Annotated in this window: 19 protein-coding genes and 1 tRNA gene; 11 read left to right on the top strand and 9 right to left on the bottom strand. The window is 60.5% G+C overall.

The features are described from left to right. Positions 1–2 precede the first annotated feature (2 nt). The 9 genes from BLR69_RS29070 (at position 3) to BLR69_RS29030 (ending at position 7,661) form a co-directional block, all read left to right on the top strand. Entirely contained in the window at positions 3–365 is a 363-nt protein-coding gene (locus BLR69_RS29070) for an STAS domain-containing protein (protein WP_017254285.1), read from the top strand. Further along, a complete protein-coding gene (locus BLR69_RS29065) occupies positions 362–766 on the top strand; it encodes an ATP-binding protein (protein ID WP_058425131.1) in 405 nt (134 codons plus the stop codon). The genes BLR69_RS29070 and BLR69_RS29065 overlap by 4 nt, the downstream gene beginning before the upstream one ends. Further along, positions 763–1,764, top strand: a complete 1,002-nt coding sequence (locus BLR69_RS29060; RefSeq protein ID WP_071496980.1) for an ATP-binding protein — start codon at positions 763–765, stop codon at positions 1,762–1,764. The genes BLR69_RS29065 and BLR69_RS29060 overlap by 4 nt, the downstream gene beginning before the upstream one ends. After that, positions 1,757–2,620, top strand: coding sequence for a sensor histidine kinase (locus BLR69_RS29055; RefSeq protein WP_071496784.1), 864 nt, complete (start codon positions 1,757–1,759; stop codon positions 2,618–2,620). The genes BLR69_RS29060 and BLR69_RS29055 overlap by 8 nt, the downstream gene beginning before the upstream one ends. Then, a complete protein-coding gene (locus BLR69_RS29050; protein ID WP_071496785.1) occupies positions 2,610–4,529 on the top strand; it encodes a response regulator in 1,920 nt (639 codons plus the stop codon). The genes BLR69_RS29055 and BLR69_RS29050 overlap by 11 nt, the downstream gene beginning before the upstream one ends. 107 nt (positions 4,530–4,636) lie before the next feature. Then, positions 4,637–5,515, top strand: coding sequence for an SMP-30/gluconolactonase/LRE family protein (locus BLR69_RS29045; RefSeq protein ID WP_172832142.1), 879 nt, complete (start codon positions 4,637–4,639; stop codon positions 5,513–5,515). A 170-nt stretch (positions 5,516–5,685) separates the two neighbouring features. After that, complete coding sequence (locus BLR69_RS29040) at positions 5,686–5,898, top strand: cold-shock protein (RefSeq protein ID WP_071496786.1); 213 nt, start codon at positions 5,686–5,688, stop codon at positions 5,896–5,898. Between the two features lie 68 nt (positions 5,899–5,966). Then, a complete protein-coding gene (locus tag BLR69_RS29035; protein WP_071496787.1) occupies positions 5,967–6,179 on the top strand; it encodes a S1 domain-containing protein in 213 nt (70 codons plus the stop codon). 255 nt (positions 6,180–6,434) lie between these two features. Then, positions 6,435–7,661, top strand: coding sequence for an MFS transporter (locus BLR69_RS29030; protein WP_071496788.1), 1,227 nt, complete (start codon positions 6,435–6,437; stop codon positions 7,659–7,661). Between the two features lie 54 nt (positions 7,662–7,715). Here the strand turns inward: BLR69_RS29030 and hepT are convergent, their stop codons facing one another. The 7 genes from hepT to dapA all read right to left on the bottom strand — a co-directional run bounded on the left by hepT (position 7,716) and on the right by dapA (position 12,357). Further along, positions 7,716–8,165, bottom strand: a complete 450-nt coding sequence (gene hepT / locus BLR69_RS29025) for a type VII toxin-antitoxin system HepT family RNase toxin (protein WP_071496789.1) — start codon at positions 8,163–8,165, stop codon at positions 7,716–7,718. Further along, positions 8,155–8,550, bottom strand: coding sequence for a type VII toxin-antitoxin system MntA family adenylyltransferase antitoxin (mntA, locus tag BLR69_RS29020; RefSeq protein WP_071496790.1), 396 nt, complete (start codon positions 8,548–8,550; stop codon positions 8,155–8,157). The genes hepT and mntA overlap by 11 nt, the downstream gene beginning before the upstream one ends. 118 nt (positions 8,551–8,668) lie before the next feature. Next, positions 8,669–8,758, bottom strand: a tRNA-Ser gene (locus tag BLR69_RS29015). 83 nt (positions 8,759–8,841) lie between these two features. Further along, positions 8,842–9,555, bottom strand: a complete 714-nt coding sequence (gene purC / locus BLR69_RS29010) for a phosphoribosylaminoimidazolesuccinocarboxamide synthase (RefSeq protein WP_010212191.1) — start codon at positions 9,553–9,555, stop codon at positions 8,842–8,844. Between the two features lie 27 nt (positions 9,556–9,582). After that, positions 9,583–10,341: an MBL fold metallo-hydrolase gene (locus BLR69_RS29005; RefSeq protein WP_071496791.1), complete on the bottom strand. Its 759-nt coding sequence runs from the start codon at positions 10,339–10,341 to the stop codon at positions 9,583–9,585. Between the two features lie 4 nt (positions 10,342–10,345). Beyond that, positions 10,346–11,461, bottom strand: a complete 1,116-nt coding sequence (gene bamC, locus BLR69_RS29000; protein ID WP_071496792.1) for an outer membrane protein assembly factor BamC — start codon at positions 11,459–11,461, stop codon at positions 10,346–10,348. Between the two features lie 17 nt (positions 11,462–11,478). Then, positions 11,479–12,357, bottom strand: a complete 879-nt coding sequence (gene dapA, locus BLR69_RS28995) for a 4-hydroxy-tetrahydrodipicolinate synthase (RefSeq protein ID WP_071496793.1) — start codon at positions 12,355–12,357, stop codon at positions 11,479–11,481. A gap of 273 nt (positions 12,358–12,630) precedes the next feature. Between dapA and BLR69_RS28990 the strand changes: the two genes are divergently transcribed. Then, on the top strand, positions 12,631–13,191 hold the full coding sequence (locus BLR69_RS28990; protein ID WP_003172487.1) for a glycine cleavage system protein R: 561 nt from the start codon (positions 12,631–12,633) through the stop codon (positions 13,189–13,191). A gap of 10 nt (positions 13,192–13,201) precedes the next feature. Beyond that, positions 13,202–13,675 carry a peroxiredoxin gene (locus BLR69_RS28985; protein WP_071496794.1) on the top strand — a complete coding sequence of 158 codons (474 nt, stop codon included), beginning with the start codon at positions 13,202–13,204 and terminating at the stop codon, positions 13,673–13,675. Between the two features lie 35 nt (positions 13,676–13,710). On the opposite strand, the gene BLR69_RS28980 is transcribed toward BLR69_RS28985, so the two are convergent. Beyond that, positions 13,711–14,781 (bottom strand): AI-2E family transporter, encoded by a 1,071-nt coding sequence (locus BLR69_RS28980; protein ID WP_071496795.1) that lies wholly within the window; start codon positions 14,779–14,781, stop codon positions 13,711–13,713. A 30-nt stretch (positions 14,782–14,811) separates the two neighbouring features. Next, positions 14,812–15,051 carry a sulfurtransferase TusA family protein gene (locus BLR69_RS28975; RefSeq protein WP_071496796.1) on the bottom strand — a complete coding sequence of 80 codons (240 nt, stop codon included), beginning with the start codon at positions 15,049–15,051 and terminating at the stop codon, positions 14,812–14,814. Between the last annotated feature and the right edge of the window lie 76 nt (positions 15,052–15,127).

Genomic DNA, 15,127 nt, shown 5'->3' with positions numbered 1-15,127 from the left:
GCATGGAACGCATCCCTATTTTGCAGATGGGCGAGTTCTTGCTCGTGACCATCCAGGTGGACATGCACGACCAACTCGCGCTGACCTTGCAGGACGACTTGTCCGAGCGCATCAGCCGTACCTCCGCGCGCGGTGTGCTGATCGATATCTCGGCGCTGGACATGGTCGACTCGTTCATCGGACGCATGATCGGCACCATCTCCGGCCTGTCACGCATCATGGATGCCCAGACCGTACTGGTCGGCATGCAGCCCGCCGTGGCCATTACGCTGGTGGAACTGGGCATGACCCTGCCTGGCGTGGCGACGGCGCTGAATGTCGAGCGCGGCATGAAACTGCTGCGTGACCGGGTAGAACACTCATGACCCAAGCCAGCAATGGCACCCACCCGGTGCTGATCGAACAGGACGTCGTGCTGGCTCGACAACTCGTACGCAAACTGGCCCAGGACTGCGGCATGCGCCTGATCGACCTGACCAAGCTGGTCACGGCGGTCAGCGAGCTGGCGCGCAACACGGTGGTCTATGGCAAGGGCGGCTACATGGACTGGGCAATGGTCGAAAAAGACCACCGACCCGGCGTGCGCCTGACCTTTCGAGATGAAGGGCCGGGCATTCCCGATCTCAAGCTGGCAATGACCGACGGCTGGACCTCCGGCAGCGGCCTGGGCCTGGGGCTCACCGGCGCCAAGCGCCTGGTGGATGAATTTGAACTGGAGACCGCGCCAGGCCAGGGCACCCGCGTGACGATCACGCGATGGGCATGAACATCCCCAGCGCCCTGACGCATGTACTGTTGATTGAAGACACCAGCCAGATCGGCCATGCGCGTCGCACGGCGCAGCAGCTTGCCGAGCAGTTGGGTTTCGACGACACCGATGCCGGGCGCGTGGCCCTGGTGGCCACTGAACTGGCCAGCAATGTCCTCAAGCATGCCGAGCATGGCCAACTGCACCTGCGCACCACCGGTAACGGCGGCCTCGAACTGGTCGCCATCGACCGTGGCCAAGGCTTCGACCTGAACAGCTGCCTGGTGGATGGCTACTCCACAGGAGGCACCCAGGGCATTGGCCTGGGCGCGATTTCGCGCCTGGCCCAGGTATTCGATGCGTACGCCGACCCACGCGGCACGGCGATCCTGGCCAGGCTGTATCCGCGCGGTTCAGTGGCAAAAGACATTCGCTACGGGGTCAGCCAGCACTCACTGCATGACGACCCGCACTGCGGGGACGCCTGGCACCTGGCAATCGAACCCGGTCGTTTCAGTGTGATGGTGGCCGATGGACTCGGCCATGGCGAATATGCCGAGCACGCCGCGCGGGCAGGAGAGGTGGTATTTGCCCAGGATGCTTTCCTGGATTCAACGGTGCTGATGAACGATCTGCACATTGCCATGAACGGCACCCGCGGCGGCGCCCTTGCCGTGGCCCAGTACGATGCCGAGGCCGATCACCTGAGGTTTACCGGCGTGGGCAATATTGGCGCCAGCCTGATCGGGCCGGGCAAGTCCCGTGGCCTGGCTTCCCATCCTGGGATCGTCGGTGTGCAATTTCGCAAGGCACATGCCTTCGACTACGCTCAAGTTGGCGGCCAGTTGCTGATCCTGTACAGCGACGGCCTGCAATCACGCTGGAACCTTTTGGACTACCCCGGGCTCGTCCACCGCCACCCTGCCCTGATCGCCGCCGTCCTGCACCGTGACTTCTGTCGCGGCCGGGATGACGTCACGGTCTTGGTGATTGCCCTGGAGGCCGTTGATGGCTGACACCCCTGCCTCGCTCGCCGCTGAAATACAACGCCTTCGCCTGGAGGCGGACGCCTTGCGTGCCGAGTTGGACGAAACCAACCAGGGCGTGCTCGCGCTGTATGCCGAACTGGACACCCAGGCCGATCAACTGCGCCAGGCATCGGACCTCAAGAGCCGCTTCCTGTCCTACATGAGCCATGAGTTCCGCACACCGCTGGGCTCGATCCTGAGCATCACCAGCCTGCTGGCCGATGAGCTGGATGGCCCGTTGAGCGAGGAACAGCACACCCAGGTCGGCTTCATTCGCAACTCGGCCCGCGAACTGCGCGAGATGGTCGATGACCTGTTGGACCTGGCCAAGATCGAGGCCGGGCGTATCAGCATTTCCCCTGCCTGGTTCGACATGTTCGACCTGTTCTCGGCATTGCGCGGCATGTTCAGGCCGATTGTCGATGCGTCCTCGGTGGATCTGATCTTCGAAGAGCCGTCCGGCTTGCCCAAGCTCTACACCGATGACAAGAAACTGGCGCAGATCCTGCGCAACTTTATCTCCAACGCGCTGAAATTCACGGTGCAGGGCGAAGTGCGGGTGTCGGCGCGCATGGAGAATGAACACGAGATACGCTTTGCCGTGCACGACACCGGCCTGGGCATCCCGGTCGAATTGCACAGCAACCTGTTCGAAGACTTTTCCCAGATCGATTCGCCCTTGCAGAAGCGCCTGCGTGGCACCGGTCTGGGCCTGTCGTTGTGCAAGCGTTTCGCCGAACTGCTCGGTGGCCGGGTGGGTGTGGAAAGCACCCCCGGTGTGGGCTCGCAGTTTTTTGTGATCATTCCCTATTCTCTCGCCAGCGAGACCGTCGATGAAACGTGACATCCAACTGCTGATCGTCGACGACAACGCCGCCACGCGTTACGCCCTGCGCCGACGTCTTGAGCGCCATCACTACCGGGTACTGGAAGCCGGCACGGGCCAGGAAGGACTCGACCTGATCACCAGCGAAAAGATCGACGCACTGATCCTGGACGTCAACCTGCCTGACATGAGCGGCTTCGATATCGTGCGCGGGTTGCGCGCCAACCCGGCCACAGCCTTGCTGCCGGTGGTGCACGTTTCGGCGGCGTCCATCGAGACCGGCGACATCATCACCGGCCTGGACGCAGGCGCCGATGCCTACCTGATCCACCCGGTAGACCCCGACGTACTGCTGGCAACCCTGCGCACCTTGCTGCGGGTACGCGACACCGAATACGCCCTGCGCGAAAGCGAGGCGCGCTTTCGGGAGATCTTCTTCAATATCAGCGCACCGATCGCGGTGATGGACGCGCAGTTGAAGGTTCACGAGTGCAACCACGCCTTCGCCCAACTGATCCACGACAACCTCAACCCGGATGCGCTGCTCGAATGCTTCGCCAGCGATCAATATAGCGTCATCCAGGAGCTGTGCCTGCGCCTCGCGGCAGGCGAGCGCTGGAAGGGCACGCTGCAGATGAAGGTCGATGGCCAACTGCGCGAAACCGAATGGCAGATTTCGCCCTATGACCGCGCCGAGCTGAGCCTGGTGTTTGTCGAGGACGTAACCGAACACCGCCATCGTGAGCGTCACCAGCAGGCCGAACTGGCCAACGCCGCCAGCCAGCTGGCACGTACGGAGGCGCAACTGCTCCAGGCCCAGAAAATGGATGCCCTGGGCAAGCTCACCGGCGGTATCGCCCACGACTTCAACAACCTGCTGACGGGCATCATCACCAGCCTTGAACTGATCAAGAAGCGCATCGAAAGCCAGCGCACCGACAAGGTCGTCGGTTATGCCGACGCGGCGCTCAGTTCAGCCCTGAGCGCCGCCGGCCTGACCAACCGCCTGCTCGCCTTCGCCCGCCAGCAGCCACTGGACACCCGACCGACCGATATCAACGCACACATCCGCTCCCTGGAAGAACTGCTGGTGCGCACCATCGGCGAACACATTGCCCTGAAGCTGGAGTTGACCAGCAACCCCGCCGTGGCGCTGGTGGACCCGATCCAACTGGAAAGCGCGGTACTGAACCTGGTGATCAACGCCCGGGATGCACTGCCCCAGGGCGGGATTATCTGGGTGACGACTTACCTGTCGTACTCCAACGGCAACCTCAAGCTGGAAGACGGCCCGTACGTTGCACTGTCGGTACGGGACAACGGTGTGGGCATCGAGCACAGCGTGATCGATAAGGTGTTCGACCCATTCTTCACCACCAAACCCGTGGGCCAGGGCACCGGCCTGGGTCTGTCGACCATCTATGGCTTTGCCCGCCAGTCCGGCGGTGATGCGCAGATCCGCAGCGTCACCCGCCAGGGCACCGAGGTGACCCTCATGCTCCCCGCCGCCGACGGCCCCGCCACCCTTGCCACCAAGACCGTGGCAGTGCCGGGTAACAGCAAGGGTGAACACATACTGATCGTAGAAGACATGCCCTCGGTCCGCAGTTTTGTCGCCGAGGTACTGATGGACGCCGGCTATCGCTGCAGCCTGGCCGCTGACGGTGACGAAGCAATCGCCATTCTGCAGGCCGACCCGAGCATCCATCTGCTGCTGACGGATGTCGGCCTGCCCTACATGACCGGTCGGGAGTTGGCCGACCACGCACGCACCCTGCATCCCAACCTGCCCATCCTGTTCATGACCGGCTACGCGGAAAATGCGGCCAACCGACAGAACTTCCTGGGCGAACGCATGGACCTGATCACCAAGCCCTTTCACATTGACGAGTTGCTGGAAAAGATCAGACAGGGCATGGGGGAGTAGGACTAGGAACCAATTACCGGGGACAACGGGGTTTCCCACGCGTGAAGTTCAGCGACAAGCTTGGTAGGGTGACCGGCTCTCCTCCCCTCGTCCGCTGGCGATCATCAATGACCGATTCTTCAAAAATACACCCGGCACTCCGATTTGGCGTGTACACAGCGGGCCTGTTGTGCGTCGCCACCCTGGGCTTTTTTGCCTGGCAAAGTTATTACCCCGTCAGCGCTGCCAACGGCTGGGACGTCCAGGTGGTGCACCACGACGTCACCAAGGCCGCTTCACTGATGCCCATGGCAGACGGTTCGTTGATGGTCAGCCTGGAGCTCGACAAGGCCAAGGGCAGCATCGTACGTATCCACCCTGATGGTAGCCGCGAGGTGGTGGTGGCCAACCTGTCGAAACCCGACGGCCTGTTCGCCACCCGAGGCGGTTGGGTGTTCAGCCAGGAGTCGGCCGACCTGCCCGTGAGTTTCTTCAAGGACGGCGTCGTCACCGAACTGTTCAAAGGCGAGAGTGTGCAAGGATTGTGGGATGACGGCGACGATCTCTATGCCATCGAAGACCGCAAACCCGTCGGGCGATTGCTGCGCTATCGCTGGAGCGACCAGACCCTCACCGTGGTGCGCGACCAATTGCAGGAAGGCGAGTCCATCGTGCGTTGTACTGACGGACGGATGCTCTACACCGAGAAGAAGAAAGGCGTGGTGCGTGAGCTGACCGAAGACGGCAGCGACCCGATGGTATTGAGCAAGCTGAACAAGCCGACGTTTTTGATGTGCGATGCGCGTGGGCTGTGGGTCAATGAGGACGCTACCCATCGTGCGCGGTTGCTGTTGATTGATAAACAGGGGCACCAGCACACAATCCTTTCGTTCCTGAAAGCCCCGCAGTCGATTGTGCCGAGCGGCCGGGGGACTTATCTGTTGGCGGAAGGTGGCAGGGATCGGGTACTGGAACTCGTGCCTGAGCCGCAAAAAATTTCACCGTAAAACTTCGTACTATCACTCGATTGAGCGGGCCGAGAAACTGTCAAGAATGACAGTACCGCTGGTCTTGCGACGCGTTGACGGGTGGCCGCTTCGGGACTTTGCTTAGGCATACCGCTACCGGCAATGTGTCGGCGTACAGCGGGAGACATGGGTTTGCGAGGATACGAAGAATGAGCGGAAGACAAAACGGTACGGTGAAGTGGTTCAACAACGAAAAAGGGTATGGGTTCATTACTGCGGAGAGCGGGCCTGACCTTTTCGTCCATTACAGAGCGATTCAGGGGAGTGGATTCAAAGAATTGAAGGAGGGACAGAAAGTCACTTTCGTAGTCGTGCAAGGTCAGAAGGGCATGCAGGCGGATGAGGTGGCCGTGGAGGGCTGATCCCCTTCGGATCAACGCCTGAGAACCTCACTAAAGTCGCTATATTGCACTGAAAAAGGAGAACGGCCATGCCCAGTAAAACTCCGCGAACTGCAAGCACCACTGGCTGCGAGGCAGCGAAATACGATAATAAGGATATCTTCTTCCGAAGCCCGTCCTTCGCCAAGGGAGGCCAGTTGCTACGCGAAGGGCAAACCGTGACCTACGAGCTGAGAAGAAGAAGCGACGGTGTGCTGGAGGCATTCAACATTCGTGTTGAGGAAGAACCCAGTACGCATTAGTGCAGCCTACTGCGTGCCATGAACCCCGTTCGCGGCACGCCTTTCACGCTTTCCTCCCCCGCACGGCCAACGCCCCACCTGCGCACGGACTGCTGCCTCGTCATGCAGTGCGCGCCAGAGCGTCGCATCGATAGCACTGATGATTACTATCGAAACGAGCGCCTGCCCGATTTTCAGTACCGGTTCCTATAATCGCCTCCAATTTCCCTCCCCCTCGCCTGGCCTCAGGCGACATTCACCCTGGAACCCAACACCATGCCAAGTGCCAGCCAGGCCCCCAGCGGCCTTCCCGAACATAATCAACAGAGCGTCAAACAGCAGTGGCTGGCGATTCTCTCGGTCGCCGTCGGTGCCTTCGCCCTGGTCACCAGTGAGTTTCTCCCGGTGGGCGTGCTCAACGACGTCGCTGCCGACCTCGGCATCAGTGCCGGCCACGCCGGCCTGATGGTGACCCTGCCCGGCATCATGGCCGCCCTCGCCGCCCCGTTGCTATCGGTGATCATTGGCGCCATGGACCGCCGCTACCTGCTGATCGGCCTGACGCTGATCATGATCATCGCCAACATGGTCGTGGCGTTCGCCAGTGACTTCAGCCTGCTGCTATTCGGCCGCGTCTTGCTGGGCATCAGTATCGGCGGTTTCTGGGCGACGGCCATCGCCCTCAGCGGCCGCCTGGCCCCCAAGGGTGTGGACGTCGCCAAGGCGACCTCGATCATCATGATGGGCGTGACCCTGGCCACCGTTCTGGGCGTGCCCGTCGGCACTTGGCTCAGTGGCCTGATGGGCTGGCGCATGACGTTCCTGGTCACCGCGCTGGTGGGCATACCGGTGCTGTTGGCGCAGGTCCTCCTGCTGCCCCGGCTGGATCCTGAGAAAGCCATTCTGGTGCGCGACCTGCCCGCCTTGTTCATCAACCCACGGGCTCGGGTCGGGTTGATCGCGGTATTGCTGATCGGCCTGGCGCACTTTGCTGCGTACACCTATGTCGCGCCGTTCTTCAAGAACAGTTCCGGCTTCGACGGCCCGACCATCGGTTCGCTGCTGCTGATGTTTGGCGTGGCAGGGGTTGCGGGTAACATCTTTGCCGGCTTCGCCGCCAACCGCAGCGTGCGCTACACGCTACTGCTGGTCGCACTGATGATCGGCACCAGCACTGCACTGTTCCCCTACTTCGCCACTGGCTTGACCGGCGCAGCGATGCTGATCGCACTCTGGGGCTTTGCCTTCGGTGCCTTCCCGGCCTGCGCCAGTATCTGGATGTTTGTCGTGGCGCCCAAGGATGTCGAACGCGGCATGCCGCTGTTTGTCGCCCTGTTCCAGGTGATCATTGCCCTGGGTTCGTTCTTTGGCGGGCGAATCGTCGACCAGATGGGCAGCTCGGTGTTGTTGAGCCTGGCCACGGTGTTGGTCGGCGTAGGCTTTGTGACGGTGCTGGTGCTGGGGCGTAAAGTCAGCAACAGCTTGGTCGCGCAACCCGCCTGACCCTGTCAACCCTCACCGACAGGCCTGCTGAGCACCGAGTTCAGCAGGCCTTTTTCACTTCAGCCGAGTATCTGCGCCAGCGCTTGGCTGGCCCGCATCCTTAATCAGGATAAAAGAACTGAACGCCAGAAAATCACCTAAATGCTGAGTGATGATCGCAACAGTGATCGGCAGTTGAAGGGTTTGGTACTCATGCACTGCAATATTGCGAAAGCCGACCATATTCTTCAGGTTGGTCAGCAGAGATGAACTGACCCAGCCGCCTCGAGATAACAGCTCGAACACGTCTCGCGCGCTCTGAGGAACACCCAGTCGCTCACGACGAATCAGGTGCTGCCCCATATCCAGCGCAGCTTCACATGCACGCTGTATATTAAGAATCGCCGCATCTTGACGAGTGAAGTCAGTAGCGAAACCCGCAGGGTCCTTTTCGTATTCTTCGCGAGCGCGAGCAACACAGCGCTCGATGCTCGAGGCTTTGTTGATGAGCACATCATCGACCATGCACTGTTCCTTCCTTCTGAATATCGGCCAGCAACCCTGCCCTTGCAGCATCTAATGCGGTTTTTTCACTGAGGATATAGCTCTCGAAAATACCCGCTTGGCTGTCCTTGTTCCAGAGCCGACGTCCTGTCGTTATTACCTGGTATTGCATGACGGTGGATGCCGCCCGCAGATCCAGCAAGTCAACGGGCACCGCCACAATGTCCGCGAGTTCTCCAGCCATCTGCCACAGCAGCAGCGGGTCTACTGGGCCGGCGGCAAGCACTGCAAGGTCCAGATCACTGTCTGCATGCGCCCCCCCTGTCGCTTGACTACCAAATACATAGACAGCCATCAGATCAGGGAGACCAGCCAATAAATGCGCCAACACTTGTTCAAAGTTCATGTTGCGTCCCACGTGCCATCTGATGAATGACCGTAGCAGAATTCACCCGGGAATTTCTGCCCCAAACAAAAAAACCCCAACAACAATTAAGTTATCAGGGTTTTTCGTTCTTCAATAATGGCGGAGAGATAGGGATTCGAACCCTAGGTACCGGTGAAGGTACAACGGATTTCGAATCCGTCCCATTCGGCCACTCTGGCATCTCTCCAACGGCGCGCATCATAACAGCATGATTCGTGGATGCAAAGCGCCGAAGCGATTTTTTTCCGTGCTATCAGATGCTTGCGTCGATTAAAGCGGTACGCCGAGACGATTGGCGACTTCTTCGTAGGCTTCGATCACATCACCGAGGCCCTGGCGGAAGCGGTCTTTGTCCATCTTCTTCTTGGTGTCCTTGTCCCACAGGCGGCAGCCGTCCGGGCTGAATTCGTCGCCCAGCACGATGGAGCCGTCGTGGAACACGCCGAACTCGAGCTTGAAGTCCACCAGCAGCAGGCCGGCGTCGTCGAACAGCTTGCTCAGCACGTCGTTGACCTTGAGGGACAGCTCCTTCATGCGTGCCAGTTGCTCAGCGGTGCCCCAGCCGAATGCCACGACGTGGGATTCGTTGATGAACGGGTCGCCCTTGGCGTCGTCCTTCAGGAACAGCTCGAAGGTGTACGGGTTGAGCTTGAGGCCCTCTTCCACGCCCAGGCGCTTGACCAGGCTGCCGGCGGCGTAGTTACGCACGACGCATTCAACCGGGATCATGTCGAGCTTCTTGACCAGGCACTCGTTGTCGCCCAGCAGCTTGTCGAATTGGGTCGGGATGCCGGCCGCTTCGAGCTTCTGCATGATGAAGGCGTTGAACTTGTTGTTCACCATGCCCTTGCGATCAAGTTGTTCGATGCGCTTGCCGTCGAACGCCGAGGTGTCGTTGCGAAACAGCAGGATCAGGCGGTTGGCGTCGTCGGTCTTGTACACCGACTTGGCTTTGCCGCGGTAGAGTTCTTCACGTTTTTCCATGATGGGCTCCGCTTGCTAAATGGTGGGCTAGGCGATGTGTCGCCAGTCGAGCCCTGAATCTTGATCGGCCAGTTGCAGCCAGTCCGGGTCGCACCCGAGGGTGTCGACAAAACATTGCCGGGCCAGCTGCGGCAGGTTGTTCTTGCTGCTCAGGTGGGCCAGGACCAGGTGTTGCAAGTCTTGCCAGCCCAACTCATACACCAGGTACGCCGCCTGGTGGTTGTTCAAATGTCCCAGTTCGCCGCCCACCCGCTGCTTGAGGAAGTAGGGGTAATGACCACGAGCCAACAGGTCTCTGCAGTGGTTGGACTCGATCATCAAGGCATCGAGGTTCCGGTAACCGTCCAGTACCTTGGTGCAGTAGGAGCCCAGGTCGGTCAGCACGCCAAGGCGCCGCTCACCGTCACTGAAGACGTACTGCGTCGGCTCCTGGGCGTCGTGCGCCACGGCAATCACATCGATGCTCAAGGCGCCGATTTGCAACTGCTCGCCACCGGCCAGGAAACCTGCGGGTTCAATGGGCTTGCGCATCCCGCGCAAGGTGCCGCGACTGAGGTACACCGGAAGATTGTAGCGCCGAGACAGCAAACCCACGCCATGCACGTGGTCGGCATGTTCGTGGGTCACCAGAATCGCGCTCAGCTGCGCGGGGTGAACCCCCAGGCGCAGCAGGCGCCGCTCGGTTTCTTTTAACGAGAAACCACAATCCACCAGCACATACGTGTCGTCATGTGCGACCAGCGTGCCGTTCCCTTGGCTACCGCTGCCGAGAACGGCAAAACGCATCGGATCAGCCCAGGTTGTCCTGAATCACGCCCAACACTTTGCGCGCTGTTTCAGCCGGCGCAACGGTATTGATGTTCTTCTCGACGGTGACCTGCACGCTGTCGCCCACCTTGCTCAACCGAACCTGGTAGCGCTCGGCGCGGGTCTCGATCTCTTCCTTGGTCGGCTTGCTGCCGAACAGTTTGCCGAAGAAACCAGGCTCGTCGTCTTTACGCTCGGCCTTTTCCGCCACGTTGATGTAGTACAGGCCCAGGCTGCGGTTGATGTCTTCAACGCGCCAAGGGCCCTGCTCCAACGCGCGGCCAACACTGGCCCATGCACGGTCGAGGTCTTCACCCAGGTTAAGCACCACGTTGCCGCTGCCGTCTTCAGTCAGGCTGACACGGCTCGGAGTGTCGTAATCACGTGCGGCGAGCAGGGAAACCGAACCGCCCTTCTCGGAGATACGGCTCATGCTGGCCAGCATCTCGTCGACCAGCGCCGAGTCGACACCGGTGTTGACCGAGCGGTTGGTGAAGTCAACGTTGGCGGTGCTGCCGGCCGGGCGCTCGGCGCTGACCACGTAGACTTCACTGGTATTACGCTGCACGCCTGGCTCGATGCGCACACGCACACGGGCTTCACTGTCGGCGGCTACCCCACCGGCCTGCAGGCGCTTGGCCATGGTGGCGGACAGCTCGCTGCCCTGCTGCCATGCGGTGGTGAACTCACCGGTCTGCGGGCGCTGTTCGTCAATACGGAAACCGTTGTCCTGGAAGAACTGCACGGCCACTGGCCAGACTTCAGCAGGTGGGCGTTGCGCAACGATCCAGCGCGAGTCGCCGCTTTTCTGCAGGCTGTAGTCGCTGGCATCCGCCACGGCCGAGATCGGCTGTGGACGTGGCACCACGTATTCACCTTTAGTGGTGTCGTCGGCGACGTTGCGCGGGATCGGCAGCAACGGGTCAAGGCGCTTGGCGACGTTGACGCCCGGCGGCAATTCCATCGGTTTGGTAGGTTGTGCTTCCAGGTAATCGCTGCCGCGGTCACGGAAGTAGCCTTCCGGGCCCCAGATCCAACCGCAGCCACTGGTGCTGGAGATAATCAAGGCAAGTGCGGAAAGTCCGGCCAATCGCTTCATGCGTAGTGCTTCCTCAATTAAACCAGGACGCCGGACTGGCGCAGGGCCTGTCGCAGCGGTTCGTGACAGGCTTCGCTGAGACGGGTGAGCGGCAGACGGATACCGTCCGGCATCATGCCCATTTCAGTCAGCGCCCACTTCACGGGAATAGGGTTGGATTCGATAAACAGTGTCTTGTTGAGCGGCATCAGCTTCTCGTGGATCGCGCGGGCGGCCACGGCGTCGCCGGCGATAGCGGCGGCGCACATTTCGCTCATGGCACGCGGGGCCACGTTGGCGGTCACGGAGATGTTGCCCTTGCCGCCCAGCAGGATCAGCTCGACAGCGGTGGCGTCGTCACCGGAATACACCAGGAAATCACTGCTCACGCCGGCCAGGATGTCCTTGGCGCGCTGCAGGTCGCCGGTGGCTTCCTTGATACCGATGATGTTCGGTACGGTGGACAGTCGGATCACGGTCTCGGCCTTCATATCGCACGCGGTACGACCCGGTACGTTATAGAGGATCTGCGGGATGTCGACCGCTTCGGCAATGGCGCGGAAGTGCTGGTACAGGCCTTCCTGGGTCGGCTTGTTGTAGTACGGAGTCACCAGCAGGCAGGCATCGGCACCGGCCTTCTTGGCGTTTTTGGTCAGCTCGATGGCTTCACGCGTCGAGTTGGCGCCCGTACCGGCGATCACGGCAATACGGCCCGCGACACGCTTGACCACGAATTCGATGACCTGGATGTGTTCTTCCACGTCTAGGGTGGCCGATTCACCGGTGGTGCCGACCGCCACGATGGCGTTGGTGCCTTCTTGCAGGTGGAAGTCCACCAGTTTGCCCAGGCTGTCCCAGTCGAGATGACCTTGTGCATCCATGGGTGTGACCAGTGCCACCATACTGCCCGCAATCATGCAACCGCTCCTGCCGGAAAAAGAGAGCCGTAATGGTACTGGCGCCAAGATGCTTGCACAAGCGAAGTACCGCCTGAGGATGCGTTCTGGCGCAACTAAACGACGGGCAATGCCATCATTGGGCAAAAGCACGCCCTGAAGCACGATGAAATCAGACCGGTCACGCAATGAAAACGCCACCTCCTATCCCTTGGCGACGGTTTTCGCTACCCTTCATCCTTTGATCGATACAGCCCACACGGTATCGACCGCTCATCGTTTTAGGAAGGCTGCATGTCCACCCCCACAGTTCGCGAACAATTCCTTGTTATCAGTGCCCTCGGCGCCAACCCCATGGAGCTGACCAACGTCCTGTGCCGCGCCAGCCATGAAAACCGCTGCGCCGTCGTGACCTCCCGCCTGACCCGCCACGGCGAGTGCAGCGCGCTGGTCCTGCAGATCTCCGGCACCTGGGATGCCCTGGCGCGCCTGGAAACCGGCCTGCCGGGCCTGGCCAAGAAACATGACTTCACCGTCAACGTGGTGCGCAGCGCTGCCCTGGAGAATCGTCCCCAGGCGCTGCCGTATGTGGCTTACGTCAGTTCGGCGTATCGCTCGGATATCGTCAACGAGCTATGCCAGTTCTTCATCGACCACAACGTCGAGCTGGAAAACCTGACCTGCGACACCTATCAGGCCCCGCAAACCGGCGGCACCATGCTTAACGCTACGTTTACCGTAACGTTGCCGGCTGGCGTGCAGATCAGCTGGTTGCGCGACCAGTTCCTGGATTTCGCCGATGCGCTGAACCTCGACGCCTTGATCGAGCCATGGCGCCCACAGAACCCAATGTAAGGAAGTTTTCATGGCGGTAGTCATCGACAAACCCGTAGCGGATTTCGCAGCCCAGGCCACCAGCGGCCAGACCTTCAGCCTTGCCGCCCTCAAGGGCAAGCAAGTGGTGATCTACTTCTACCCGAAGGACAGCACACCGGGCTGCACCACTGAAGGCCAGGGCTTTCGTGACCAGTACGCAGCGTTCAAGGCGGCCAACACCGAGGTGTTCGGCGTATCGCGTGACAGCGTGAAATCCCACGAGAACTTCAAGGGCAAGCAGGCGTTCCCCTTCGAGCTGATCAGTGACAAGGATGAAGCGGTTTGCCAGCTGTTTGATGTGATCAAGCTGAAGAAGCTGTACGGCAAGGAATACCTGGGCGTGGATCGCAGCACCTTCCTGATCGACAAAGATGGCGTGCTGCGCCAGGAATGGCGTGGCGTGAAAGTGCCAGGGCATGTGGATGCCGTGCTGGCGGCGGCGCAGGCTTTGAACAAGGCTTGAAGCCTTGGGGCGAACACCCCTGTTCGCCCCAATTGTTACAACATCGGCGCAACCACCGGCTCCTGCCGCGGCCACGCATCCAGCACCGCCTTGAACAGCGTCGCCAGCGGGATCGCAAAAAACACGCCCCAGAATCCCCATAACCCACCGAACAACAGCACCGCGCAGATGATCGCAACCGGGTGCAGGTTGACGGCCTCCGAGAACAACAGCGGCACCAGCACGTTGCCATCCAGGGTCTGGATGATCCCGTAAACCGCCATCAGATAGATGAACTGGTCGCTCCAGCCCCACTGGAACAAGGCGATCAAGGTCACGGGCACCGTCACCACCACGGCGCCGACGTAGGGCACCACCACCGAAATCCCCACCAGCAAGGCCAACAAGGCCGCGTAGTTCAAGTCCAGGGCGATGAAGGCGATGTAGGTCACGCCCCCGCAGATAATGATCTCGATGACCTTGCCGCGAATGTAGTTGGCGATCTGCCGGTTCATTTCCTCCGCCACCCGGGTAATCAACGCACGCTCACGTGGGAGGTAGCCTCGCACCCAGCGACCAATCATGGCGCGGTCCTTGAGGAAGAAGAACACCAGGATCGGCACCAGCACCAGGTAGATCATGATGTTGACCAGCAGCGGCAGGCTGGACAGGGAAAAGGTCAGCGCCCATTGCCCGAATTTTCCGATCTCTCCGCGCGCCACTTCGATGGCTTGCAGCACCTGTTCGTCCGACACCAAATGCGGGTAGCGCTCCGGCAACAACAGCAACAGCGACTGCCACTTGGCGAGCATGCCGGGCAGTTCATTGAACAGGGTGATCAACTGATGCCATAGCAGCGGCAATACCACCACGATAAACAGCACCAACAAACTCATGAACAAGGCGAACACCAGCCCTACCGCCGCACCACCCGGCAGGCGCAGGCGCTCCAGCGTAGTGACCAGGCCCTGCATCAGGTAAGCCAGCACCATCCCCGCCAATACCGGCGCCAGCATGCCGCCCAAGGTGAGTACGGCCGTAAAGGCCAGAAACAGCAGGACCGCCAGCACCACGGCTTCTTCATCGGAGAAGTAGCGCTGGATCCAGTCTCGTAACACTTTGAACATCAATCAACCTCGGGTGATGGGGCAAACGGTTCAGGCCTTGCGCAACCAGTAACGGTAAACACCGACGGCGTCTTCTTCATGCAACAGCGTGTGGCCGGCCAACTTGGCAAACGTACGGAAATCACGCTGGGAGCCAGCGTCCGTGGCGATCACCTTGAGCACTGCGCCACTGGCCAGCCGGTTGAGTTCCAACTTGGCCTTGAGCAAGGGCAACGGGCAATTGAGGCCGCTGGCATCGAGTTCGGCATCAAAGGCTACAGCGTCGGTCATGGTTTTACTCCGGGCACGCGTTTGGGTTGCTTAGAATATCTGGTCCGAAGCTCAGTGTCCGGCTACAGTAAGCTCT

The organism is Pseudomonas azotoformans, from assembly GCF_900103345.1.
Classification (GTDB): Bacteria; Pseudomonadota; Gammaproteobacteria; order Pseudomonadales; family Pseudomonadaceae; genus Aquipseudomonas; species Aquipseudomonas azotoformans.
Note: the sequence above shows the minus strand (reverse complement) of the source record. Positions and strands in the feature narration are given on the sequence as shown.